Below are 22,321 nucleotides of genomic sequence, written 5' to 3'. Positions count from 1 at the left end.
ATTGAACCGGAGCGAGGAAACTTCACCTTTCTTTTGACACTTTCATTATTTTTTGTGTCATATGATTAATTATGAAAGAAACTATAGATCAAATAGACAAACGCATTCTGCGCGAGCTGCAAACCGACGCCACGCTATCCCAACGCGAACTGGCAGATCGGGTTGGACTCTCACAAAACGCCTGCTGGCGGCGGTTGAAGGCACTGAACGAAGATGGGGTTATCACCGGATCGACCGCGCGGATCGCGCGGGAAAAACTGGGGCTGAGCCTTGTGGTCTTCGTCATGTTGCGCACGAGGCACCACTCCGCCGAATGGCTTCAGGCCTTTCGCAGCCATGTGCTGACAATCCCTGAGGTGGTCGATTTCCATCGGATCGGAGGCGACTACGATTACCAGCTTCGAGTTGTGACCGAGGACATGGCCTCGTACGACAGGGTCTATCAACGCCTGATCGAAAAGGTCGAACTGGACAGTGTGACATCATACTTTGCGATGGAAGCGATCGCCGAAGGGCGACCGCTGCCGATCTAGGCTCAGGCCAATCCGAGCATCGTTTTCATGCCCCCGATGAAGGTGGCATCGTCCAGAGCCTTGCGGTTGTCGAGATACTCGACCGCGTCCTCACCCGCGCGGTAACGCAGGGTTTCGGTGCCGTCCGTCACCGCGTTCCAGATCACATCAGCCACAACACTGGGCGGAGAGGTGCGTTCGGCCATGTCCTCGGACCCCCAAGTGCTGAACAGGGCCTGCACCACGGGCTGATACTCGGCCATGCTTTCATCGTTGACGAAATCAAACGAACGGCCGCCGAAATCGGTGGCGATCAGGCCGGGTTCGACAATCTTGACCTTGATACCTGCGGCCGCGAGCTCGTAGTGCAGCGACTCCGACAGACCTTCGACCGCGAATTTCGTTCCATGGTACAGCGCCCCCAGCGGGAAAGTAATTTGTCCGCCGATGGATGATATGTTGACGATGCAACCCGATCCGTTGGCGCGCATATGGGGCAACACGGCTTTGATCACAGCCAACAAACCGATCACGTTGGTGTCGAATTGCCGCCGAATGCGATCCATCGGAAAGGCCTCCAACGGCCCGTAAGCGCCATAACCCGCATTATTAAGCAGAACATCAATCTGCCCAAACCGCGCGATCCCTTCAGCAACAGCCGTAGCGACCGAGTCCTCGTCGGTAACATCCAGACGCGTCACCAAAACGTTTTCCAACTGCGTTAGCTCGGTTTCTTTTTCCGGGCTGCGCATAGTGGCGATGACGTTCCAGCCTTGCTTCTGAAACATTTCAGCCGTGACTTTACCAATGCCAGATGACGCGCCAGTGATGAGAATTGTCTGTGCCATGATCTTTCTCCGCTATGAAGTGCCTGACAGTCAGATAGCCCTGCGCGCGGCGACTTGCCTGCCGAATTCTCCGCAAGTTCTGCCTGTTTCTCTGAACATTGATAATTTTCCTAGTTGGAGATCACCTCAGGAAGTATGGTATTCTGAACGACAAGGCTTGATATGACACACTTCAATCTGATTACCGAAATCTGCAAGAAAGTGCGCGGCGAGAGCGAACATGCCACATACTATCCTACTGCTTTAGAGGGTTTCGGTCTGCTGCACGACGTAAGCACTAAGTCCATCGAGGCACAGATCTATGAGCCAATTGTCTGCCTAGTTCTACAAGGCAAGAAAGAAACGCGTATCGGTAGCCGTCTGGTTCATTTCGGAGCAGGCGACTCTTTGATCGTCAGCCATTCGGTCCCGGTGTTGGCCGCAGTTACCGAAGCAAGCCGCCAGAAACCCTATGTCGGCCTCGTATTCTCGCTCGATTTATCCATTTTGCGGGATCTTTCTGACGAGGTGGGATCTCCCACGCCAAACATAGAGACAGCCCATAGCCTTGCGGCCTCCAAAGCCTCACCCGATTTGGTCGATGCCATGACGCGCCTGTTTCGCGCCAGCCAGAACCCCGCAGATGCAAAGGTTCTAGCACCGATGATCAGTCGCGAGATCCATTATCGGCTGCTGCAGGCTGATCATGGAGGAATGCTCCGACAAATGCTGTGGCGCGACAGCACGGCCAGCCGGATCGCTCGGGTCATTGAGGTCATTCGGGCGGACTACCGAACACCTCTACCTGTATCCGACCTTGCGCAGACCGCTGGTATGAGCATTTCGACCTTTCACGCACACTTCAAAGCAGTGACAGCGAAGTCACCGCTGCAATACCAAAAAGATCTCAGATTGCTCGAAGCACGTCGGCTATTGTCTCATGGCCTAATGAGTGTGTCGCAGGTGGCCTTTGACGTGGGCTATGAAAGTTCAACCCAGTTTAGCCGGGAATACTCTCGCAAATTCGGAGTGTCCCCGCGACAGGATATCGGAACGCAAAGCGCAGCCTGAAAAACGAAAAAGGCCGCGCAGATTGCGCGACCTTGAAACTTTGGGTGTCGGCGAAGATTAGTTCTTCGCGTAGAATTCGACGACCAGGTTCGGTTCCATGACAACCGGGTAAGGCACATCGCTAAGGCCCGGTGCGCGAACGAAAGTCGCGGTCATTTTCGAGTGGTCGGCGTCGATGTAATCAGGAACATCGCGCTCGGCCAGAGCAGCGGCTTCCAGAACAACAGCCAGTTGCTTGGACTTATCACGCACTTCAATCACGTCGCCTTCTTTGACACGGTAGGACGGGATGTTGACCCGCTTGCCGTTTACTTTCACGTGGCCGTGGTTCACGAACTGACGTGCAGCAAAGACGGTCGCAACAAATTTGGCGCGGTAGACAACAGCGTCCAGGCGGCGCTCCAGCAGACCGATGAGGTTTTCACCGGTGTCGCCGTTCACACGCACGGCTTCGGCGTAGATGCGACGGAACTGCTTCTCGGTCAGGTCACCGTAGTAGCCCTTCAGCTTCTGCTTGGCGCGCAACTGCAGACCAAAGTCGGACAGTTTGCCTTTGCGGCGCTGACCGTGCTGGCCGGGGCCGTATTCACGACGGTTAACTGGGGATTTCGGACGACCCCAGATGTTTTCGCCCATCCGGCGGTCGATTTTGTACTTGGCAGACGTGCGTTTGGTCACGGCTGATCTCCTTCGTTAGGATCGAGGCCCTGCGGGCCACTATGAAGGGCGTTGTCCTCTTGAGGTCTCCCCCATGACAGGCATCCCCTCGCGGGGGCCACCAACACCAATGAAGTCGCGCTTATATCCGCAGAGCGGACAGAGTCAACACACCACAAGACGGGTGTTGAAAGATTTTTGGCTGGCAGAAAGGAAAAGGTCTTGGCCGTCCTACTACTCGGCCCTACGCGCCGTTTTTGCCGCGTAGCTTTCGGTCAAAGCAACACTTGCATCAACCGAGCGGGATTGGGCTGGAAACGCAACAACCGTGCTGTTCGCAGGACTTGCTTCACCGCTCTGACGTTCGATCTCAACGACTTCGCTGATCCAGAACTCTTGGTCCCTATCAGGGTAATCGCCCTCAAACACCAGAATTGGGGCAGAGTTGTCGCCACCTGAAAATAGCGCCGCTGTGAACTGTCGAGCTCCGTTGGTCAAGACGACAAGGCCATCTGCCTGATCGGACAGAGTTGGAATGCCCTCAACCCGACTCTGCATTGTTCCAGCGCTTCCCTGAGCAACACCCGATCGTTGTTGATTTAGCTCGAACGTCTCAGCAAGGAAACGAGCCTGTCCCCGCCATGACCAAGCTGCCCCGACACTCAAGAAGGAAAGAGGCGCTGCCTCAAGCCCATCGATTTCTGTCTGCGTCCACAGAATGGCTATACGACCGTTTTGTCCGGTTCTCATATTGACCGCCCGTACCTTTCAACAACTCACTTCTTACTGGCCAAGTATTATCAGGGGTAAATCTGGCGGAAAAGAGACGCAAACGCAGCGATCACGAAAATGTTGCTAAAGAGATTAAGAAATTGAAGCCCGGCAGGAAATTATACCGCCGGGCTTCTTGAATTGTCGTGAAGCACCAACCTATTAGAACCCACTCGTAGACAGATCACCGCTCAAAAATAGTGAAAAAACAATGGATGCATGGTATCCGGCTACCGAATGGCCCATACGACAAGGTCATTCCCGCCCACGTGAAAGATCACTTGCAACAAAAAAGACCGCTCAATAGAGCGGTCTAGGTCAAAGATCTTAAGCTTTTGTCGTCAGAGGTCGGAGACCCTGTAGAACTCGGCACCGGCAACCTTTGGATCCCACACTGGCCTGAGACCTTTGGCGACCAATTTTTTGCGTAGACGTTCAGGCTCGCGGTTCCAATAGCCGTCAATGGCTGAGAGTTTTCGAAATCGGCTTTCGAACTTGCGCAGGCTTTCGTAATCCACCAGTTCGCGCATGACCCCCATGTGAAGAACCTGTCCGCTAGCTTCCAAAACGGGATGGCCATCAGTTTCCTTTGCCTGCAAGAGAAATCTCACAGTGTTCGGGAGGACGCTTAGCTCTCGTGAAGCCTCCGAGATTGTAAAGCCAGGTTGACCTGCTTTTACGCCGAGCTTGTTCGCGACTTCTTCGAGATTCACCAACACTGACTGGAACTTGAGGTCAATCGGTAGAAGTTCGACTTTGTTCAGGTGACCGTCGAGCAATAAAGTCAGAATCTCCATGGAGGGCGAATGCAGGGTGATTGCTGTATCACAGATGTTCGACATTCCCACGCTTGGCTGAGCAACCGAACAACCGGTTTGCCGCATTCTTTCGACCAGACTGTTCAGGTCGTTTGAATCTACGCCCTTGTGTCTCCCGCTAGTGTCACCGTCATCCTGAATGACTGGCTTTAAGATACCGCTCTTTAGCAAAAGTTCGGCCTGCGCTCTGCTGCACCCGATAGTTCTTGGGATCTTGGCTACTGGAATAGCTCTACTCAGTTTTTCAAAGAGAGCTTCGGCCTGATCCGCAGGCACGGTTCGCCGTTCATCGTCAATTCGGTCAAACAACGGTAGAAGATCTGATTTGCGAAGCGCGTGAGTGGTCGTCTTAAGATGAAGGCCGTATTGAGCCGACAACGACGCGACCGTGTGCCGTCTCGGTCGGTCCACAGTCTTCCCAAACAATTTCGATCCCGCAGGTACGTAAAACCTGTCGAGAATGTACTCACGAAAGACATCCTGGATGGGTCCAACAGGTTTATCGTTCTTTCTGAACTGAGCCCACTCGTAGAGCTTCCCAAAGATTCCCTTGGGTCCGACCATAGAGGCATTTTTTACCGGACGACTACAGATGATTTCGAACCCCTCAACGATGCCCTTTTCTCCACGGGATGTGAACTCAAAACCCGTTTGACCGGCAACATCCCAATCATCTTCTGAGAGCTTTGACAGTGTAACTTGTGCGCCAAACTCGATACAGGCGCCCAGCATCTCGGTGGCACGACAAGCCAAATCAATCTGCTGCGAGTCCATCCAATGATAGCTACTACACCTTTCAAATCGTGCCTCAGCATAGAGTTGCAGGGCGGACGGGTCTCTTGGTTGAGAAACCTGCAAGCATTCCTCCAATGCGCTCCGATTGCCGGCGAATTCAGCATATTTTCCAACGACTCCCCAAGTTTTAGCCACACGTTTCCTTACCAATGGGAACCTGTGGATGGCGCAGGTTCGTATTGGAGCAAACGACCAGTTGATCCGAAAGGTCCCGGCGCGAACACCGTCCGTTTCATCTTCAATGCCCAACAACAGGCAAGTTGGACAAAACTGAATGCAATTCATATCCAGAAACTCACGATGGAACTGTTCATCTTTGAAGCGATAAAGGCGGTGGGAAACGTTTTCGTACGCCCCCAAGGCAAGCAACTCAAACGAGACCCCTGTAACCTCGGTTAGGCGTTCCAGCGCACTCCGCTTTCCAGAGATCAACTCCCTCTGACACACACCGATGAGTTTCAAAAACTCCGTTGCGCCGAGACCGCAATGAAGCAATCCAAAACGGTTGACCCACGACACAACACTTTCGCCTGCCGCCAAAGGCAGATTGGGACGCATCGCCATTGAGTTACTTCCGCCCGGCCTGAAGATTCTGTCGAGCTGTGCGCGCGGCCTCGAATGCCGCAGCCCCAGCATCAAGTTCAATGGAAGCCCAATTGGGAGACACAAAGACATTTCGCTCCCAATCGCAGCCCTCCTGCATACCCCATGCTTCGGCAAAGTGCATTGTGGTCAAGTTGGGTGCACATTCTTCAACAGCGCACTCAATTGCGTTCAGGATAGTTTCAACCGCTCTTCCAAATCGGCATCGACTCGCGTGAATCAATCGCCCTGCGAGAAGTTTGTCTCTTTCAAATCGAAGACCGATCTCATCGGTGAATGCCTCAATCAGATGCAGCAAATTGGCGTCATCCAAGCCCGGCGCCAGTGGAGCCGGTACGACTTTCGTGAACCTGCGATTCACCTGCGGGTCGTAGCTTGTGATTTCTGCGAGACGCTCCGTCCCGCTAAGGATCGGGATGACAGCGGAATCATTTTGCATCAGAGTTTTTAACATTTTGAGCATGTCGTCGATCTCTCGGGCTGAACCAGAAAGAAACATATCCTGCGCCTCATCGAACCAAAGGACCACGATGTCGAGAAGAGCCAGCCGATGACGTGCAATGCGCCAAATCTCCCACGCGGTGGTACTTGCTGCGACCCGATCCAACCCGGTCGCGGACAAAACGGCACGACCCAGGCTTTTAAGTGTTGCAGGGCTGGGCACTTGAATTCTCAGATAGCGCGGCCAGTCTTCGCCTTGTTTGACTTGAAGCGCGGGGTGTCGTGATAACACACGATTGACAGCAGTAGTTTTCCCGCTGCCCGCAGCTTCGATGATCGTGATGCCACGAGTTTCAAGGTCTCCAGTGAAGCGCCTCGCCCGCGGCAAATAGTTTCCATGTTCATCGCGCATCAAAAGGCGATTGAGGTGTCGTAGAATCTGCTTATCGCGGTCTGTTTCTACGTGGTGCTTCCTCAGCTCCATCAGGGTCGTGTATTTCTCATTTTGGCTGAAATCCGACATCATTCTTCGCCTTTCTTGATTGTCCAGGTTGGGTTCGGTGCCGGTTCTTCCGTACGCGGCGGCACAGTAGTCTTAGGATGCTGAAGTTCATCTGGTTCAGCGGGAGAAATGATTTCTCCGTAGCCAGAAGAAGCCTCATTTAGTGAAGTTGATGAAGATGAGACGTTGAACCCGACAAAGAGGGAGTCTTCGAGGTTCTTGACCCGTTCAGGGGACCAGTTTTGCGAAATCAGGCCGAATTCCAGCGAGCGCTGCTGGTTCATCATATTGATCGCATCGATTGCTTCGAAGACCACACGATCTCGCCATTTGAGCGCCTTTTGGTCTTTCGTGCGGAGGCTGCGTCGCGCCTCCATCCAAACTTGCGCGTGTACGCCAGAAAACCCAGAATGGCTTGCTTGGACCGTCTCCCAGATGTCACCAAGCCGCACTTCGATGGAACCAATATCGTCTGGTAGCCACCGCACTTCGACTTCAGTGTTACCATACCGAGTGAACCAAGCGGCGAGTCCCTCAAAATGGTAGCGAACACCAAGTACGGTGACACCATTCTTACTGACTTTGCGAGAGAGGTGAGTTCCAAACGCAAGCCTCTGGTGCTTCTCATGCGGAGTTGCTCGCAACGGATAGTTCCCTGCCTCATGGTCGGCTTTCCATTGCTCCAGAGGTGTGCGCCCCCCCAATCCAGAATGGGGCGTATTGTGATAGATATCGACGATCCAACGCACCAGCGCGTAACACAGGTCTTCAGAAGTAAGACAAGCGCGATCTTCAGAGGGATGATCTCCCCGCTCAAGAACTGATGAGAAAGTTCGACCATTCAATCGATGCAGCAGCGTCAGCCCGGCCGTCCGAAACAGACGTTCGACTGTTCCGCGCATACCCGGGATGCCCGCGATTGTTCGTTCCAGAACAATCCAGAGTTCCGCGCAGACATCAGCAAATACGCCGGATTTGAAGGCTGAACCATTGTCGGTAACTACCATTTCTGGTGTCGCAGCCATGTGCCACCCTGACACGGCACCTACACGGTCTGCCCATTCACCTTTGTCGCACATGCTCATTCGAAGGCAATCAATAGCACCAGAGGCCTTTGGGTTGCGTGCCAGCTTCATCCCAACGAAGCAGCGCGTTCGACAATCGATTGCTGCGGTAATCCACCATCGCGCCTTTTCGTTGTTTAGACCAAGCTCAAGGAGTTCATCCGTAGAAAAAAGACCGAGGAGGCCACTGTCGGCCATGAGCGTGATAAGATCGATTTTCCACTCGTCGATTTGAATTTTTTCATATGGGCGCGCAACTTCCAGACCACGGCCAACCGGCTTGAACATCTTCTCTGCTGCCTGTCGGCCTTCCCGGTTCAAGACGACTTCAAATTTGTCGAGGTCATTGATTGTGTTGCGAACAGTTTCCCGGGAAGGAATCCGGAACTCCGACAAGCCCTGCTCAACGCGCTGCTGGTTCTCAAAAAAGAACTTTGCTTTGACGTCTTGGTAGGTGTTGGCTTTGGAAGGGCGATTGGGAGAAAGATAGCTTTCCCTGACAGTTGCGACGAGTAGTGCCCGCTCTTCTGGGGTGAAGTAACTGTTACGGTTTCCGCGATTGGACATGTTGTCCGCAAGGCCTGCGAGTCCATATTCGCGATAGGCGGTTACCCATTTTCGGAGAGTTCTGGCATGAACCTTATCGAGCACCTCGGTGGCCTTTCCACCGGGACGCCGACGACGTTGACCCGCGCGGATTTCGTTCTCTCTTTGAATCTCGTCCGGGCTTGGCGCCACTTCGCGCAGGTACTCAGATCCTCGCGAACAGATTTCAGTCATGTTCAGCTCGATTGAGGGATCATTCGCAGCAACCAGACCTTCAGCATGCATATCCAGGTAGGCTGAAACATACGCCTGTTTGAAGCGGAGACGAGCCCTCTGCTTTGGCGTAAGGTCCGAGATACGGGACACAGGAGCTACAAGCCGTTGGCGCGCATGCTCTGGTAAAAAATAGTCCGGTTCATGGAGAATCTTTCCGCTTCCATTCAAGCGTGCCAATTCACCGAACGAAAATGTTTCAGCAAGTCCGACATCGTCTGTTGACCGGAGAATATAGCTATCCCCCGATTGATAGACCAAACGCATCGCCTTGCCTCCAATGACGACACGGTCATGCTGGTTAATCTGAAATCGGCCGTAGTGAGATGAGTTTGCTTGGGTCATTTTTCAGCTCCCACCGCATGCACGAGAGCCTCGGGTGAAAGGACTTCATGACGTGATTGCCGAAGAACGCCCCGCCGAACCAAAAACAACAATGCGCGATAGCCACATGCCGCCATACCAACCTTCGTGCTCAAATCACGCAGTGTGACGGAACCGACCAAGTTTTCGGTAACTTTCTTAGCTTTGTCTTCGGCTCCGGCACTAAACTCGGATGGTCTAACAGACGCAAAAATAGCTGCGTTTCGAAGGTCGATCTGGCAAAAGCTTCTTTCAGTCACCAGGCGAACCTCACAACAGAAGCCCGAGTGGACTGCATGACCAGCTACAACTCTCATTTCGGAAAGAAAACGTTCAGACGATGCTCGTCTTTCTGGTTTGACGGTATAGGCGATACGTGCGCCTGATCTCAGAAATGCAAGGACATCGAAATAGTGACGTTTAGTACGTCCACCCTCTTCCCATTCGAACAGTGCCTGTTCCTTGAGGCGCTCGACCTCGCCACTCGCATTCAAAAGTAAAAGATTGCAGAGTTCGAGGTGGGATTCAGCTTGAACCCGATATCCTTCGTTTTCACCAAGGACGGCAAATGCCGTACAATGCCCCTTGGAGGCGTTCGCAATTCTTCTGTCTGCCCTAGAGGCAGCTGGCAACTTAATGCCACCCTTTACATGGTACATGTTTCTTTCTCGCACGCTTTCGACCGCACCCTCAGCAACCCTGAGATGATGCTTGGTCAATTTCGGATAGACCACGAAACCAGCGGGAATGCCGCTGGTTTATCCGGCTATTCGTGCGAAACTGAAGATGTGAAAAATGCCCTTAATCGCAAAGCTATGGCTCACGCCAAAAAATCGGAGCAATCGAACATTTCTTGAAAGGATGACGACCACGACTCTTGCCTCATTCCGAACTCAAAACCACTGAAGGTCGCAGCAATCGTAGTGAATGCAATGACAGACGACCTGAACTTCCGTTACGGAGATTCAGCAGGCTCTTATACGAGCGAAAGCGATATCGTAGCACTTGTTCGTCATTGGACCCTTCAATTCACACATCTTGCGTTCCAGATCAAGGCAAAACTTACGCCTTCCAAAAATTTCCTTCTACTTATTGGTGTGAGATCAGCGAAAATTGCGACCCTGCCCGAACCGTGAGATCTTCCACGGCGCGAGCCAATCAAACTGGTCATCGAGGAATTGAAAACGCTCTGAGTAGCAAAAACCAACTTGGGTTCTTTAGTGAAAGTAACTGCCTGACGGCTCTTACTGCTCCATCCGAATCAGTTTCACAAGGCAGCGGGTTTCTTACATTCTGAGCACTCCCAAAAGAGAACTTAAAGCGAACAAATTTTGGAGTAAGGTGCCTTCAAAATTTGCTGAGAGAACGACTCTATTCTTGTATGGAAGCAGGTTTATTCTTGGTTTTTCGCTGCGTGAATTAGGCAAAGCCTAATTCAAACCGGTTTTGCTTATTCCCACAGGCCATCAAGGATAAACGTTTTAAAACAATATCTTATTGAGATTTTCCCGAAAATCTCGTACGATTTCACCCAGTTCGAAGTCGATCCAATCCCGGAGCGGCACTATTGGTTGAGTGAGAAAACTGAGATGACGGAGCTGTCATACTTCCAAAACTCCGCAGGCAGCGATGCTTCGGTAAATTGGGATTGTTCGGAGCGAGGCTCTCCGGGCAATACTCACTACCAAAGTTGGTACTGGCAATGGAAGCTAGTCAGTGTCAAAGCACTACCGCGGGAGAATTCAACCAAGATCGCAGCAACAGAAAATGGCAGAATCTGTTGTCGGCAACTGCGTTTCTTTATGTTGATCAAATTTCTCCAGATGATAACCAAACCGTAGTGGGGGACTCATAGTGACTTAAATGCAGGAGGTTGGAAAAACCACTGGTTGAGGAGCAATACGCCTATAAAGTGTGTCCAAATTCAAACGGAGCCACACCACCGAAACCCTTGCCACTTGGATCATATGGTCGTTTTCAGCGCTCTACAGCGGCACTGATTTTCACAGCATAATGCTCTCTTGAATGTCAGATCTCTCTGACGCGAACTGTTACCTGCCGGCACCCTGCGGGGTGCTACCAGCGTATCTGGGCCACGGCGTTGGGAAAGATATCTTGGAGGCCAGTATTGAACATCTCAGTTCCGTCAGCACGGATGCGGTGTTCGTGTTGAGCGTCCCTGCGTTTTACCCTCGATATGGGTGTGTCCCAACGGACAAGCAGACGCCACACGCGAACCTGATGTCTACACCAGAGGCCTGGATGGCGCTTGAGTTGACAAAGGAATCTTTACAGAGACTGAGTGGCAAGACCGTGGCTGTCCCACAGTTCATGCAACCTCATTCGTGGGACACTTCGCAACACGGGTGAAATCCATCCGGAATCGTCGCTGAAAAACCGGGGCCCGCACTTCAATACTGCTATTTGAAGGGTGGGTTCATTTCGCGTGGTGTGAGATAGCGAAGTTCAAAATGGACAACGCGTTCTGAAGTTTGCCTGAGTGCCAACGTCCTGGCTGAAGCCTTGGCAACACCACTGGCTTTGGTCTGCTATCCTCAGCCAAAAGAGGTGGATTCGATGACACAAACTGAGACTGAACACTTTGAGCACATCCAGTTCCGGATCCCGAAGGCGAAGCTGGATGAGTTTAATACGATGGTCTACGAGCGCTATGGCATGAAGCATGGCGGTAAGACCAAGATGTTCCTCGATCTGATTGCGGAACATCAGACATCGCAGAGGATTGCGCTGTTAAAAGCCGAGATAGAGCGGTTGGAACAGCAAAGGCCTGGCAAACACGCGCTCTAGGAAATTAATTCACCGCCGGCCCGATAGGTCCTGTGATCATGTGACGAAAGCAGTTGCAATTCCGGCACAAAGAAACGCGACTTTCTTGTAGTAATAGATACTACAACTTGCAGTTGACACCCTAAGCGAAGACCGTTGTCCCGCCAAAGTGCTGCCGGAACCCAATCGGAGCTGACCCTCCTACCGGCGGAATTCCAGGAGGGCGCGCAATGTCTGAAGCTGAAGCCACCATCAATGTGGTCGACTACGACAACATTCAGAAAAGCGTTGAGCTCGAATTAGGCGAAACCCCATTGGGTTGGTCGGGGATGGTGACTGAACTTTTTGAGCACATCAAAGCACGCAGTGACGAGATCGAGATCGACTATCCGAAGGTTCTCCAAATCAAGGAAAAACTCGGCGAACTCCGAATCTACTTCAGCAAGGCATCTGAGGACGAACGCATCCGCGGCTGGGTCACAGCCACTATCGATAGGGCGAACCAAAGTTGCGAGCGTTGCGGGAACGCGGCTCGCCCGCAGAATTTAGGAAGCTGGATCATAACGTTATGCTGCTGGTGCGCACATGAGGAAGCGGCCAGACGGTTCAACGAGCACAAACGCCGCTATTTCCGCCGAACGGACGCACCCGAACACCTCGTCTGTGCGGTCTGTGGTTACGTTGGACATATCGACCGTTCAGATGACAGGCGGAGGTGCCCCAGTTGCGTGAAAAAAGGATGGTGAGATCTGGGCGGGTTCCACGCTGCTCACGAAACTCATCGCCTCATGTGGAGTGGCTTAAGAACTGGTCTCCCGCTGTTTCAAAGAAGACATGGAAGCTTCAAACCAGTTCGCGCCGACTAAGAAACCGGACGTTCTGGCGCTCTTTATGAAACCAGAATCACCTCCAGATTCTCACCTTGAGTGGGGAAATATACGTGCCTGATACGGTCGGGAGGCAGCGTTTCGAACAACCCATGATAGAAAGATCCCGGAACTACGCGGTGAATCACGACGTTTTGCACGCTTCATATTGACATGACGACCCATGCTGGTTCAGCTTCGCCCCATGACCAACACACGCATCCACTGCCAACGAATATCGGCTTAAGTCGATACCCCACCGAAACACGTGGGAGGCAGCATTGGTTATGCGGGCGGGGCTTATACCCCTGTGAAAGCTCCAGATTAGAGTGCACGAGTCGGTTCGATTCCGACGCCTCCTACCAACCTCTGGAGGCAGTCCATGTCAAAAGACCCCAAAACAATTGAAGACCTGAAAAGACGCCTGAAGCTCTACGCCAACGACGAGCTTCTATCGGAAGTCAAAACGCGCATCGAGACTGGTGAGCTGAAAGAAACGCTTCTGTTCCATGGCGCTACAGGTCGCATGTACTCAGACGATGGGAAAGAAGACCGACGCCGTCTTCCTCCAGACGCCATTCTGCGCTTGGTATTCCCTTTTCACGAATTCGATCCTGACAGTATCAGTCATCAAAACGTCTCTGAATGCCTGTTCGACTTACCGGACGAACACTTCTCTGCTCTGAAATCGACGGTGGCGGCAGAGACAGAAAAAGGCCTGCATCGTCTTATTGCTGCGCTGGAGGAAATCGCTTCAGCGCAAGAGTCCGAGCCCCCTAGAACCGGGGATTCGGCGGATGACTAACACCTTCGACTACGATGACATCCGCGGCTCCGTTGAGAAGCACCTCGGAAAAGACAATCTGGGATGGGTTCGGATTATCACCGAGTGCTTTGAAGCGATCAAGGAGCACTGCGATCAGCGAGAGGAAAGCTATCCCTCGGTCGGCCAGATCAAGCAGAAATTCGGCTCGCTTCGGATTTACCTAGATGGCGCGCAGGAAGACACGTTCATTCAACTGCGGTTGCAGCAAGCTATGCAGGAAGCGGAGATGTCCTGCGAGCGGTGCGGAAACGCCTCTACAACTCAGGTCATCGCCGCCTGGCATGTCAACCTGTGCTGTTGGCACGCGCACGAGGCGGCCAGTGAGCGGATGGAAACCTTTCCCACAGTGCGTTTGAATACTCGTGCCAAGCGAGATGCGCTTCAATGTCGTAGCTGCGGCTATATCGGCCAAATTGCCTGGGGCGCATCGGGCCACCGATGCCCCGCCTGTGTTGCGAAAGGTTGGTAGCCCGATGAGTGATGCAACCTGGGAAGAAGATGAGATTTTTACGCTGGCTGGCTTCAGCCATGACAAGGCAGACATCCTCCGCCCTGTGTTGAGCGCAGCCAACTCCCATGCGTCTTGGGAAATCGTGAAGCAAATGATTTTGGAAAGAGCCGGTTCTGAAGACCTCCTCAAGGTGATCAATGAAAGATCTGAAGAAACTGCAAGATTTAGCGATGAACCCGACAATTGGCGGCAGATTGAAATTAACCGTTTGAGGGAAATCGATCCTGCTCTGGCGGTCTTCGCCCAAGACACAGTGGAACAGATGACGAGCCTGAAGCGCTGGAAAGAGGTCATGGGCCTTATTTCCGAACGTCACACTGCCGATATGAGCATGGAAGCCTCGCGAGCAGAGAGTGAGAAAGCCACTGCTGCTAGGTATCTGCTGGACAAGGTGGACTTTGAGTACCTGCCGCGCACACTCAGAAAAGAGATGCCGGAACATATCAAGCAACTCACAACCTGGAGCAATCAATTTTCCCGGCTGGCCTCACTTGATGAGTTGAACAAACTTCGTGAGGTTTCCCACAGGTTCCCTCATTGCAACTTCGTCATCGAAGAGATGGCCCATGACATCGAGTGCCGATGGAGCATCGGATCTGACATCCTTTATATCCAACCCACCCTACTGGTTGGCGAGCCCGGCGTTGGCAAAACAGCTTTTGCAAAGACAGCCTGTAAAGCTCTCGGCCTTTATGTGCAAAGCGCAAACGTCGGCGGCAAATCGGAGAACCATTTGTTTGGTCTTTCGGTAGGTTGGAGTAGCGCGCATGCAGGGATCGTGACGGAGGCCGTGGCAACGGCACGCATCCTTAACCCAATGATCATCCTTGACGAAATCGACAAGACGCACGCGAGCCGCAACGGAGATATCACCGGCGAACTTCTGGCGTTGCTCGAGCCCTCTGAAGCCAGGAGATATCGAGAGAAATATCTGGCGGCTGACGTGGACGCCTCCCACGTGAGCTGGATTCTGACGGCAAATGATCTGAGTGGCATTCCTGCGCCTCTTCTCAGCCGCTGCACAATCTATGAAATCCCACCTCCGACACCAGAGCAACTACCTGCGATCATTCAAAGCCTGGTGAGCGAATTTGCTGCTGAGTTTGGGTTGAGACCTGAGTTCTTTCGGCTGGATCTGGGCGATGTTGAAGCTTTGGTAGGCACCTATGGGCGGCACAGATCAGTGCGGGTTCTGAGACGGTTAGTTCGGGGCCTGCTGCATCAAAAGACCAAAAATCACCCGTGGAACTAAGGCGGGTCCATGACGGCCAAGCGTGCAAACATACCAAAATAGGAAAGATGAAAATGCTAAGAGTTGTTGTTTATGTAAACCACACCCCAATTGCGGAGGCGCGTGCAGGAAACATGAGCGGGCTTGCGGATATTTCCGACTACAAGGTCCGAGTATTCGAAGATGAAGCCCCACATCTAGACATCCCGGCTCAGGATGTGACCGGCTGGATCAAGGGGCACACACGCCGCAGCAGCGTTTGGTATCTGGTTCGAAAGATCGCCGGGTTGGCCGTTCGGGAGATTGAAGCAAAGTCTGACGATGAGCAGGACGGGCCGCCAGATGACACGCAACAAAACGAAAAATGAGGTGCTGGAGCCGGTTTCCCGTCCTTCTACACCATTGCAACCTACTCGCGCTGAAGGACGAGCTTGTTTGTGGAATTAGAGCCTCTTCGGAAGAAGCGGTCGCACGCCCGAGAATTGGCTTTCCGAGTGCGACGAAGTATTATGCAAAGTTAGCCAATTGCCCGAAAGCGTCGGATACAGAGGGGAATGGGAATGTCAGAAGAAAGGCCCAATGAGACTACGGAAGAATTCGAGAAACGCTGCGAGGTAGATGCGATCACCGTGGCCTTTCTCCTCGTCAAAGCAGCTCAGTTCGCCTCAGAGGATGGGCTAACGCGAAAAAGCATGAGCGCGGATGAGTGGGGAGAACTCGCTCCAAAGCAGGTTTAACAAGGGCAAGTGTCGCCGGTTTTGAAATTGTGCGATAGGCCGCTCGCAGCCCAAAGCAGACGTCAGATTTTGACACACGGTGCGGAATTCGGACATTCGCTGCGTTCCACCCAAACGTCAGCGATGCGCAGACAGCGGACTTTGCAAAATTCAGCGGACGGCCCAATTCGGACGTCGCCCGATGGGCGTCGTTGCTGCGGTGCAGCCCGCCATTCGCCGCGAGCGCCACGCTAGAAAACAAATCGACGCGAGCACATGACCCTGCCGAAACCACCTGCCATGAGGCCAGAGATTGTTCCATTATCGATTTCCAGATCGATATTTATCAGGCTCGGACTCGCCGGGTTCATAAACACCCCTTGTTCGATTTGAAATGATCGTTGAGATGATCCGACAAAGTCGTGCAATACACACGCTAAAGGCCCCGCAGCCATCCCCGTCGCGGCTTCTTCTTCAATCGCATATCTGGGCGCAAACATGCGGGTTGTCGCGTCTCGGTTGGTCGCTGATGGGTCTGTTGTAAAGACGTAATAGCCGATCAGATCCAGTTGTTCGCTGATTTGTGTGATTTTGGCGAAATCTGGTTTCACCTTGGCAAGACCTTCGGCATCAGCGAGGCCGATAACAATGAAACTGTTGCCGGTATTGACCAAAACCGGTGGGATCTCCTGATCAAGTTGATGTCTGCTGATCCCAAGGGAGTTCAGTACATCGTCGATGCTTACACCCTTTTCCGCCCATTCCTCTGGTATCGCGTATTTTGGGGCCAGTTGTTCCATATAGGCGGCACCTTCTTTCATGAGTATGCGCCTCGGCCCATCAACCGTCTCCTTCGAGGTGTTGGGATTGGGAATCCGGCCTAGCGCTTCAAGGCGCGAGAAGGCGGCGATTGTTGCGTGACCGCAATGAGCAATGCGCCGGTTTGGTGTGAAGAAATCAAGTTTGAAGCCTTCGGTCTCAGACCGAGAGACAAAGGCCGTTTCGGACAATCCAACCCTTGCCGCAACGGCTTGCATATCCTGTTCGCTCAATTCATCAGCGTCCAGGACGACGCCTGCGGGGTTTCCTCCGGCGCCACCGTCGACAAAGCCGTGTACGATTTCCACTGTTACCTCTACGGCAGTATTTGTTTGCGTATTCATTGACTTACTCCATGCGTGAGGTCGCACCTTTGAGCGCGGTGCGGCCAGTTCCACGTCAGTTGCTGGCGGCGGTGATGCGGTTCAGAAAGGCGGTCATCTGCGCTGCAATCTCGGGCCCATACTCTTCGAGTGCAAAGTGTCCCGTATCGAGCAGATGAAACTCGAGATCATTCAGATCGCGTTGATAGGGATAGGCGCCTTCGACCGGAAAGATGTGATCATTTTTGCCCCACATCAGCAGCGCCGGGGGTTGATGCTTCCGAAACAGCGCTTGCCATTTTGGGTACTCGGCAACGTTGGTGCCGTAATCCAGAAAGAGTTCAAGTTGCACCTCTTGATTGCCATCGCGGTCAAGCAGGTATTGGACGTGCCAATAGTTATCCGGGCTGATCAACTCGGGTTTTTGAACTCCGTGGGTGAACTGCCATTTGGTGGCATCCAGAGTGAGGAATCCACGAAGCTGGTCGCCGTTCTCTTGCGATGGCTCGGCCCAATAGGCTTTGATTGGATCCCAGAACTCGCGCAGCCCTTCTTCATAAGCATTCCCGTTTTGAATGATAAAGCCAGTGACCCGCTCGGGTTGTTCCGCAAACATACGGAAACCAACCGGGGCACCGTAATCCATCAGATAGACCGCGTATTGATCGATACCCTTCCGGTCGAGCAACGCCGTCATCATTCCAGAGATATTTGCGAAAGAATACTCGAAGTTTTCAGCCATCGGCATGTCCGACGCGCCAAATCCGGGGAAATCGGGCGCGATCACGTGGTAGTTCTTGGCCAGTTCCGGGATAAGGTTACGGAACATATGCGAAGAAGTCGGAAAGCCATGAAGCAGCAGGACGGTGGGCCTGCTCGGATCTCCGGCCTCACGATAGGCGATAGCGATGTCGCCGATTTCTTCCGTGCGGAAGCTGACGGCTTGCGCAGCTTCAACTCCAGTCTCTACGGCGATTGCAGGCGCCGGAGCAAATGGCACAGCAATGGAAAGTGCGAGAATGCTGGCGCTCAGGATGGATTTCAAATTGCGCGACATGGGTATTTCCTTTCATTGGGTTACGGGGGGCGCGTCTGAACACGCCAGGATTGACACTGGTCAGATTTGCTGTCCGAGCGACGCTTCGAGCTTTGCGTTTCGTGCTTTCAGCGCTGCCAGCTCAGTGCGAAACGGGGCCAGATAATCTTCAAACTCTTCAAAGGTCAGGCGTTGGGGGATGTGCTGTGGGCAGTTCCAGTCCATCGCTTCAAGCTTGATCACAACCGCCCGCTCCGGGTGAGCGCGATAGTCCGGCGATCTCAGGCGCTGCATCAGGGCCGGATCGTCCTCGGCACCAATGATCATCGCCTGACCCCAGATCTTGAGACGCTTCTGATTGGGGTAGTCCATCAGAATCAGCGAGATGCGGTCATTGCCCAGCAGATTCCCAGTGCTGAGGTACTGCCGGTTGCCGCGGAAATCGGCGTAGGCAAGTGTCCGTTCATCCAACACTTTCAGAAAACCCGTTGGACCGCCGCGGAATTGCACATAAGGCCAGCCGGTTTCTGAGACCGTGGCCTGATAGAAGCCGTCCCTTTGCTCGATGAAGCTGGCCTCAATTGGGCTGATCAGGTCCTCGTCACGGGTGCCTTCCAGAAACTTCGCGTAACCGTTCGCTGAACCATTTTTGGCCTGCGTTTCGCGCACGGAAGGCGTGAAGCTGATCTCTGCAAAGGGTCGTGCCATTGAATTCTCCATCTCGGTCTGGGCGATGCCCTGGGACTGAGGTGAAGTTAATCAGAGCTTCTATGTTGCGGAATTCAGATACTTGGCAATATATTATTCCAAAAAGTGGAATAATGCTGTGGACAGATTTCACGCGCTAAACGTCTTTGTGAAGGTGGCCGAGTTGAAAGGTTTTGCCGCGGCGGCCCGCCACCTCAACATGTCACCGCCAACAGTGACCCGAATGGTTTCCATGCTTGAGGACAGCCTGGGGATCCGTCTTTTTGTGCGCACCACGCGCTCGGTGATGCTGACTGATAGTGGACAAAGGTTTTTTGAGGATGCCAGACGTATTTTGGCTGATCTTGAAGAGGCCGAGCGCGCCGCTTTCGGTTCCTATGCCGAACCAACCGGGGAACTAAGTGTCACCGCATCGGTCTTGTTTGGTCGTATGTTCATCACTCCGCTTCTGGGCGAATTTCTGGATCTGTATCCAAAGCTCTCAGCGCGCACGCTCTATGTGGACCGCGTGGTCAATCTGATTGATGAGGGTCTCGACGTCGGGATCAGAATTGGCAACCTCGCTGATTCCAGTTTGATGGCTGTCAGGTGTGGTACGGTGAGGCAGGTCGTGTTTGCTTCCCGTAAATATCTTGACCAATATGGCGAACCAGATACGCCCGATGATTTGTCCTGCCACGCGATCATTAATTCTACTGCCCTGAATGCATCCGCCCAATGGCATTTTCAAAGCGGTAGAAAGAGCATAACCAAACGAGTGAACCCACGCATCAGCATGAATACTAATGACGCCGTGATTGAGTTGGCGTTGCAAGGTCATGGGATCGGACGGCTTTTGTCGTATCAGGTGGCACCCTACATTGCAGATGGGCGGCTCAAGACTGTCATGAAGTCATATGAGCCACCCGAGGTTCCCATCCATCTTGTGCATCAAGAGGGTCGAACCGTGTCTGCGAAGGTACGCGCTTTTGTTGATTTTGCGGTCGAACGTCTCAAATCGGATTTCCTTATTGGCCAGAACCAAACTCAGGCCTAAGCGCAAGACCAACAATTAGGCAAAATCGCGCTATTCAGCCGCCGCCGCGGATGAGGCGGTCCATGCATTTGGGACAAACGCATCATCCAAAGCCGTTTCCGCCACATGGTTCGTATAGTTCGACAGGATTTTCAACGCTGTGCCAAGGATGACTTCCAGCATGGTCTGGCGGGTATAGCCAGCCGTCAGAAACGCCTCGACCTGTGCGTCGCTGGGCCAGCCTCGGCTTTCGTTGATCACGATGACGAATTTGCGCAGTGCTTCCAATTTGGGGTCGGCGATAGGGCTGCCATCGCGTAACGCTGCGATCACGTCTTCGGGGACACCGGCCATCTGTGAAAGAGTGGTATGGGCGGCCATGCAGTACTTGCACCCGTTCAACCGGTTGTTGGTCATAAGGATGATCTGGCGCTCAGTCTCTGACAGGCCGGTCTTTCCAAAGATGTTGGAAAGTGTCGTATAGCCTTCCAAAATTGCGGGCGCTTCGGCCATGGCCGCATAAAGGTTGGGCACAAAACCATATCCTTTCAGCGATGCTTCCAGAATTGGTTTCGCGGCATCAGGGGCTGAGGCGATTGTATAGGTCTCAAAATCAGTCATGTCTGGTTTCCTTTGGGAAGAGTTTTCGACGCACGCGAATTGTCATTGCGGACAGGGCGTCTTGGAGAAATGCCGGCCTTTTGGGGAGGGGAGAGGCAGCGGTGGCTCCGACCGGCAAAAGCCACCAAATTCCTCGATCAAAGGCTGCCGACAGGCGTGTGGTGGATGTCTGCCCACTTGGCATGGGCGCCTTGGATCACGGTCTCTTTGTCCTCAAGGTACTTCTTGAAGATGTCCTCATTCACAAAGAGATAGAGCTTGTTGTCCACGATATCGGCATACCGAACATCGCCATCAAGCTTCTTGCCTACATAGACGCCAAAGGCGCAGAACCCGCCGAATTGAGGCAGATGTGCCGTCGGATCCGCCTCGAATGTGGCTTGCGCTGCCTGCGACGCAAAATAGTAGTCCACTCCATCATGGGCCGATGTAAAAGTGGCGTTGCCCATTTCGGGTTTTTCGGCTTCAAACATCGATACAGGATCGACGCCATGCATGCCGAGGGGCTGCCCAGTCAAGGTAAGACTGTTCGAAACGTTGTATTCATCGTCAGCCAATGCCGCCGCCGCCAGGGCGAGAGTCAACGCTGTTGTAAGTGCGGGAAATGTGAAGATGCGTGTCATGATATGTCCTTTCAGGATGTCAGGATCAAATTTGAAGATCGATTTGCGTCAGGCCGATTGGCCAATGCGCTCAACCGCGTCGTCGGTCCACCAGACGCCGTTGGCGACCATTCGGAAGTTGATGATGGCGGCGAGATACCCGTCACCTTCAGGCACCTTGGCCCCGGCTGTGGCATCGCGAACGACAGCGACTTCGTAGCCCAGCTCCAGCAGCTCGTAGAGATGCGCCTGCGTACACAGGTTCGCCGACATCCCCGCGAGGATCACCTTGTCGATCTTGCGTTTACGCAATTGCAGGTTCAGGTCATTCTGAGCAGGGCTGTAAACCTTGTGTGGCGAGCAAATGATGGTTTCGCCATCCTCGATGTACTTCTTGTATTGCGGCATCCAGTCGGCACCTGAGCCCTCGAAGTTGTCCAAATTGAGCGGTCCCAGGCGGTCAAACATGCCGATGCTGTGCATCGTGGCTTCCAGAGTGCCCTCGAACTCCCACTTGTGGTCATGTGGGTAGTAATAGTGGGGCGAGATGAAGACCGGCATCCCCGCAGCCTTGGCGGCAATGAAAAGCCGTTCGATATTGTCGACCGTGCCCTGTTCGGTCACGCTTTCGCCAACGACACCCCACGTCACACCGTCCTCTGACAAAAAATCAATCTGGGGGTCGGTCACCACAAGCGCAGTACGCCCCGGCTCGATGGTCATGTCGATTTGGGGAAGGCCTGGATTTTCCGGGTCAGCATAGTAGGCGCGTGCTTCGTCGGTCGCGGCAAGGGCCTGCCCGCCAGCCACTATTGTTGTACCTGCCGCGGCCGCACCGGCGGCTTGTTGCAAGAGTCGCCGGCGCGCCATATCAACGCGTTCGGGCGTGACGTCGCAAGCGCAGCTTGCTCCATGTTTGTGGTCATGATTGCTCATTGCAAATTTCCTTTGTCTGAGAGGGGCAAATTGGTTTGCTTTACTCGGGAGCGCCCCAGGTGGATCTGACAAAGAAGAAGT

Annotated in this window: 23 protein-coding genes; 10 read left to right on the top strand and 13 right to left on the bottom strand. The window is 53.3% G+C overall.

Translation table 11 applies throughout. The features are described 5' to 3' along the window. Positions 1 to 71 precede the first annotated feature (71 nt). On the top strand, positions 72 to 533 hold the full coding sequence (locus ACR0EO_RS08495; RefSeq protein WP_480688873.1) for an Lrp/AsnC family transcriptional regulator: 462 nt from the start codon (positions 72 to 74) through the stop codon (positions 531 to 533). Positions 534 to 535: 2 nt separating this feature from the next. On the opposite strand, the gene ACR0EO_RS08490 is transcribed toward ACR0EO_RS08495, so the two are convergent. Beyond that, entirely contained in the window at positions 536 to 1,360 is an 825-nt protein-coding gene (locus tag ACR0EO_RS08490) for an SDR family oxidoreductase (RefSeq protein ID WP_480688871.1), read from the bottom strand. A 162-nt stretch (positions 1,361 to 1,522) separates the two neighbouring features. Here ACR0EO_RS08490 and ACR0EO_RS08485 point away from each other — a divergent pair, with 162 nt between their 5' ends. Beyond that, the gene (locus ACR0EO_RS08485; RefSeq protein ID WP_480688869.1) at positions 1,523 to 2,410 is read left to right on the top strand and encodes an AraC family transcriptional regulator; all 888 of its coding nucleotides are present in this window, start codon (positions 1,523 to 1,525) and stop codon (positions 2,408 to 2,410) included. 57 nt (positions 2,411 to 2,467) lie between these two features. On the opposite strand, the gene rpsD is transcribed toward ACR0EO_RS08485, so the two are convergent. The 6 genes from rpsD to ACR0EO_RS08455 all read right to left on the bottom strand — a co-directional run bounded on the left by rpsD (position 2,468) and on the right by ACR0EO_RS08455 (position 9,977). Beyond that, positions 2,468 to 3,088, bottom strand: a complete 621-nt coding sequence (gene rpsD / locus ACR0EO_RS08480) for a 30S ribosomal protein S4 (RefSeq protein ID WP_170473046.1) — start codon at positions 3,086 to 3,088, stop codon at positions 2,468 to 2,470. Between the two features lie 213 nt (positions 3,089 to 3,301). Further along, positions 3,302 to 3,817 (bottom strand): hypothetical protein, encoded by a 516-nt coding sequence (locus tag ACR0EO_RS08475; RefSeq protein WP_480688866.1) that lies wholly within the window; start codon positions 3,815 to 3,817, stop codon positions 3,302 to 3,304. A gap of 362 nt (positions 3,818 to 4,179) precedes the next feature. Continuing rightward, positions 4,180 to 6,015, bottom strand: a complete 1,836-nt coding sequence (locus tag ACR0EO_RS08470; RefSeq protein WP_480688864.1) for a TniQ family protein — start codon at positions 6,013 to 6,015, stop codon at positions 4,180 to 4,182. A 4-nt stretch (positions 6,016 to 6,019) separates the two neighbouring features. Then, positions 6,020 to 7,018, bottom strand: coding sequence for a TniB family NTP-binding protein (locus tag ACR0EO_RS08465; RefSeq protein WP_480688862.1), 999 nt, complete (start codon positions 7,016 to 7,018; stop codon positions 6,020 to 6,022). Beyond that, positions 7,018 to 9,225: a Mu transposase C-terminal domain-containing protein gene (locus tag ACR0EO_RS08460; protein ID WP_480688860.1), complete on the bottom strand. Its 2,208-nt coding sequence runs from the start codon at positions 9,223 to 9,225 to the stop codon at positions 7,018 to 7,020. Before ACR0EO_RS08460 ends, ACR0EO_RS08465 begins: the two co-directional genes overlap by 1 nt. After that, the gene (locus tag ACR0EO_RS08455; protein ID WP_480688858.1) at positions 9,222 to 9,977 is read right to left on the bottom strand and encodes a hypothetical protein; all 756 of its coding nucleotides are present in this window, start codon (positions 9,975 to 9,977) and stop codon (positions 9,222 to 9,224) included. Before ACR0EO_RS08455 ends, ACR0EO_RS08460 begins: the two co-directional genes overlap by 4 nt. Positions 9,978 to 11,820: 1,843 nt before the next feature. Between ACR0EO_RS08455 and ACR0EO_RS08450 the strand changes: the two genes are divergently transcribed. The 7 genes from ACR0EO_RS08450 to ACR0EO_RS08420 all read left to right on the top strand — a co-directional run bounded on the left by ACR0EO_RS08450 (position 11,821) and on the right by ACR0EO_RS08420 (position 16,201). Continuing rightward, entirely contained in the window at positions 11,821 to 12,051 is a 231-nt protein-coding gene (locus ACR0EO_RS08450; protein ID WP_480688857.1) for a hypothetical protein, read from the top strand. A 209-nt stretch (positions 12,052 to 12,260) separates the two neighbouring features. Next, complete coding sequence (locus ACR0EO_RS08445; protein WP_480688855.1) at positions 12,261 to 12,776, top strand: hypothetical protein; 516 nt, start codon at positions 12,261 to 12,263, stop codon at positions 12,774 to 12,776. 502 nt (positions 12,777 to 13,278) lie between these two features. Beyond that, the gene (locus tag ACR0EO_RS08440) at positions 13,279 to 13,701 is read left to right on the top strand and encodes a hypothetical protein (protein WP_480688853.1); all 423 of its coding nucleotides are present in this window, start codon (positions 13,279 to 13,281) and stop codon (positions 13,699 to 13,701) included. Next, a complete protein-coding gene (locus ACR0EO_RS08435; protein ID WP_480688851.1) occupies positions 13,694 to 14,191 on the top strand; it encodes a hypothetical protein in 498 nt (165 codons plus the stop codon). Before ACR0EO_RS08440 ends, ACR0EO_RS08435 begins: the two co-directional genes overlap by 8 nt. 4 nt (positions 14,192 to 14,195) lie before the next feature. Next, positions 14,196 to 15,485, top strand: coding sequence for an AAA family ATPase (locus ACR0EO_RS08430; protein WP_480688849.1), 1,290 nt, complete (start codon positions 14,196 to 14,198; stop codon positions 15,483 to 15,485). 53 nt (positions 15,486 to 15,538) lie between these two features. Then, positions 15,539 to 15,832: a hypothetical protein gene (locus ACR0EO_RS08425; RefSeq protein ID WP_480688847.1), complete on the top strand. Its 294-nt coding sequence runs from the start codon at positions 15,539 to 15,541 to the stop codon at positions 15,830 to 15,832. 192 nt (positions 15,833 to 16,024) lie between these two features. Further along, the gene (locus tag ACR0EO_RS08420; protein ID WP_480688845.1) at positions 16,025 to 16,201 is read left to right on the top strand and encodes a hypothetical protein; all 177 of its coding nucleotides are present in this window, start codon (positions 16,025 to 16,027) and stop codon (positions 16,199 to 16,201) included. A 230-nt stretch (positions 16,202 to 16,431) separates the two neighbouring features. Here ACR0EO_RS08420 and ACR0EO_RS08415 read toward each other — a convergent pair whose 3' ends face one another. Genes ACR0EO_RS08415 through ACR0EO_RS08405 form a run of 3 tightly spaced genes read right to left on the bottom strand, consistent with a single transcriptional unit; the run spans position 16,432 to position 19,066 of the window. Then, the gene (locus tag ACR0EO_RS08415) at positions 16,432 to 17,343 is read right to left on the bottom strand and encodes a PhzF family phenazine biosynthesis protein (RefSeq protein WP_480688843.1); all 912 of its coding nucleotides are present in this window, start codon (positions 17,341 to 17,343) and stop codon (positions 16,432 to 16,434) included. 55 nt (positions 17,344 to 17,398) lie between these two features. After that, positions 17,399 to 18,379 carry an alpha/beta fold hydrolase gene (locus ACR0EO_RS08410; protein ID WP_480688841.1) on the bottom strand — a complete coding sequence of 327 codons (981 nt, stop codon included), beginning with the start codon at positions 18,377 to 18,379 and terminating at the stop codon, positions 17,399 to 17,401. Between the two features lie 60 nt (positions 18,380 to 18,439). Then, positions 18,440 to 19,066, bottom strand: coding sequence for a pyridoxamine 5'-phosphate oxidase family protein (locus ACR0EO_RS08405; protein WP_480688839.1), 627 nt, complete (start codon positions 19,064 to 19,066; stop codon positions 18,440 to 18,442). A gap of 118 nt (positions 19,067 to 19,184) precedes the next feature. On the opposite strand from ACR0EO_RS08405, the gene ACR0EO_RS08400 reads away from it, so the two are divergent. After that, the gene (locus ACR0EO_RS08400; protein WP_170668234.1) at positions 19,185 to 20,102 is read left to right on the top strand and encodes a LysR substrate-binding domain-containing protein; all 918 of its coding nucleotides are present in this window, start codon (positions 19,185 to 19,187) and stop codon (positions 20,100 to 20,102) included. A 30-nt stretch (positions 20,103 to 20,132) separates the two neighbouring features. On the opposite strand, the gene ACR0EO_RS08395 is transcribed toward ACR0EO_RS08400, so the two are convergent. The 3 genes from ACR0EO_RS08395 to ACR0EO_RS08385 all read right to left on the bottom strand — a co-directional run bounded on the left by ACR0EO_RS08395 (position 20,133) and on the right by ACR0EO_RS08385 (position 22,240). Continuing rightward, entirely contained in the window at positions 20,133 to 20,702 is a 570-nt protein-coding gene (locus ACR0EO_RS08395) for a carboxymuconolactone decarboxylase family protein (protein ID WP_113789122.1), read from the bottom strand. Positions 20,703 to 20,839: 137 nt separating this feature from the next. Continuing rightward, positions 20,840 to 21,325, bottom strand: a complete 486-nt coding sequence (locus ACR0EO_RS08390) for a YHS domain-containing (seleno)protein (RefSeq protein WP_113789121.1) — start codon at positions 21,323 to 21,325, stop codon at positions 20,840 to 20,842. Between the two features lie 48 nt (positions 21,326 to 21,373). Further along, complete coding sequence (locus ACR0EO_RS08385; RefSeq protein ID WP_058282012.1) at positions 21,374 to 22,240, bottom strand: cysteine hydrolase family protein; 867 nt, start codon at positions 22,238 to 22,240, stop codon at positions 21,374 to 21,376. Positions 22,241 to 22,321: the final 81 nt, after the last annotated feature.

This window comes from Ruegeria sp. BE9 (assembly GCF_056538765.1).
This window is presented reverse-complemented; position numbering and strand designations above follow the sequence as displayed.

Excerpts from the sequence above, each read along its gene's own strand:
- ACR0EO_RS08495 (WP_480688873.1), top strand. The coding sequence starts at position 72 with ATGAAAGAAACTATAGATCAAATAGACAAACGCATTCTGCGCGAGCTG.
- ACR0EO_RS08490 (WP_480688871.1), bottom strand. The coding sequence starts at position 1,360 with ATGGCACAGACAATTCTCATCACTGGCGCGTCATCTGGCATTGGTAAA.
- ACR0EO_RS08485 (WP_480688869.1), top strand. The coding sequence starts at position 1,523 with ATGACACACTTCAATCTGATTACCGAAATCTGCAAGAAAGTGCGCGGC.
- ACR0EO_RS08475 (WP_480688866.1), bottom strand. The coding sequence starts at position 3,817 with ATGAGAACCGGACAAAACGGTCGTATAGCCATTCTGTGGACGCAGACA.
- ACR0EO_RS08470 (WP_480688864.1), bottom strand. The coding sequence starts at position 6,015 with ATGGCGATGCGTCCCAATCTGCCTTTGGCGGCAGGCGAAAGTGTTGTG.
- ACR0EO_RS08465 (WP_480688862.1), bottom strand. The coding sequence starts at position 7,018 with ATGTCGGATTTCAGCCAAAATGAGAAATACACGACCCTGATGGAGCTG.
- ACR0EO_RS08460 (WP_480688860.1), bottom strand. The coding sequence starts at position 9,225 with ATGACCCAAGCAAACTCATCTCACTACGGCCGATTTCAGATTAACCAG.
- ACR0EO_RS08450 (WP_480688857.1), top strand. The coding sequence starts at position 11,821 with ATGACACAAACTGAGACTGAACACTTTGAGCACATCCAGTTCCGGATC.
- ACR0EO_RS08445 (WP_480688855.1), top strand. The coding sequence starts at position 12,261 with ATGTCTGAAGCTGAAGCCACCATCAATGTGGTCGACTACGACAACATT.
- ACR0EO_RS08440 (WP_480688853.1), top strand. The coding sequence starts at position 13,279 with ATGTCAAAAGACCCCAAAACAATTGAAGACCTGAAAAGACGCCTGAAG.
- ACR0EO_RS08435 (WP_480688851.1), top strand. The coding sequence starts at position 13,694 with ATGACTAACACCTTCGACTACGATGACATCCGCGGCTCCGTTGAGAAG.
- ACR0EO_RS08430 (WP_480688849.1), top strand. The coding sequence starts at position 14,196 with ATGAGTGATGCAACCTGGGAAGAAGATGAGATTTTTACGCTGGCTGGC.
- ACR0EO_RS08425 (WP_480688847.1), top strand. The coding sequence starts at position 15,539 with ATGCTAAGAGTTGTTGTTTATGTAAACCACACCCCAATTGCGGAGGCG.
- ACR0EO_RS08420 (WP_480688845.1), top strand. The coding sequence starts at position 16,025 with ATGTCAGAAGAAAGGCCCAATGAGACTACGGAAGAATTCGAGAAACGC.
- ACR0EO_RS08415 (WP_480688843.1), bottom strand. The coding sequence starts at position 17,343 with ATGAATACGCAAACAAATACTGCCGTAGAGGTAACAGTGGAAATCGTA.
- ACR0EO_RS08410 (WP_480688841.1), bottom strand. The coding sequence starts at position 18,379 with ATGTCGCGCAATTTGAAATCCATCCTGAGCGCCAGCATTCTCGCACTT.
- ACR0EO_RS08405 (WP_480688839.1), bottom strand. The coding sequence starts at position 19,066 with ATGGCACGACCCTTTGCAGAGATCAGCTTCACGCCTTCCGTGCGCGAA.
- ACR0EO_RS08395 (WP_113789122.1), bottom strand. The coding sequence starts at position 20,702 with ATGACTGATTTTGAGACCTATACAATCGCCTCAGCCCCTGATGCCGCG.
- ACR0EO_RS08390 (WP_113789121.1), bottom strand. The coding sequence starts at position 21,325 with ATGACACGCATCTTCACATTTCCCGCACTTACAACAGCGTTGACTCTC.
- ACR0EO_RS08385 (WP_058282012.1), bottom strand. The coding sequence starts at position 22,240 with ATGAGCAATCATGACCACAAACATGGAGCAAGCTGCGCTTGCGACGTC.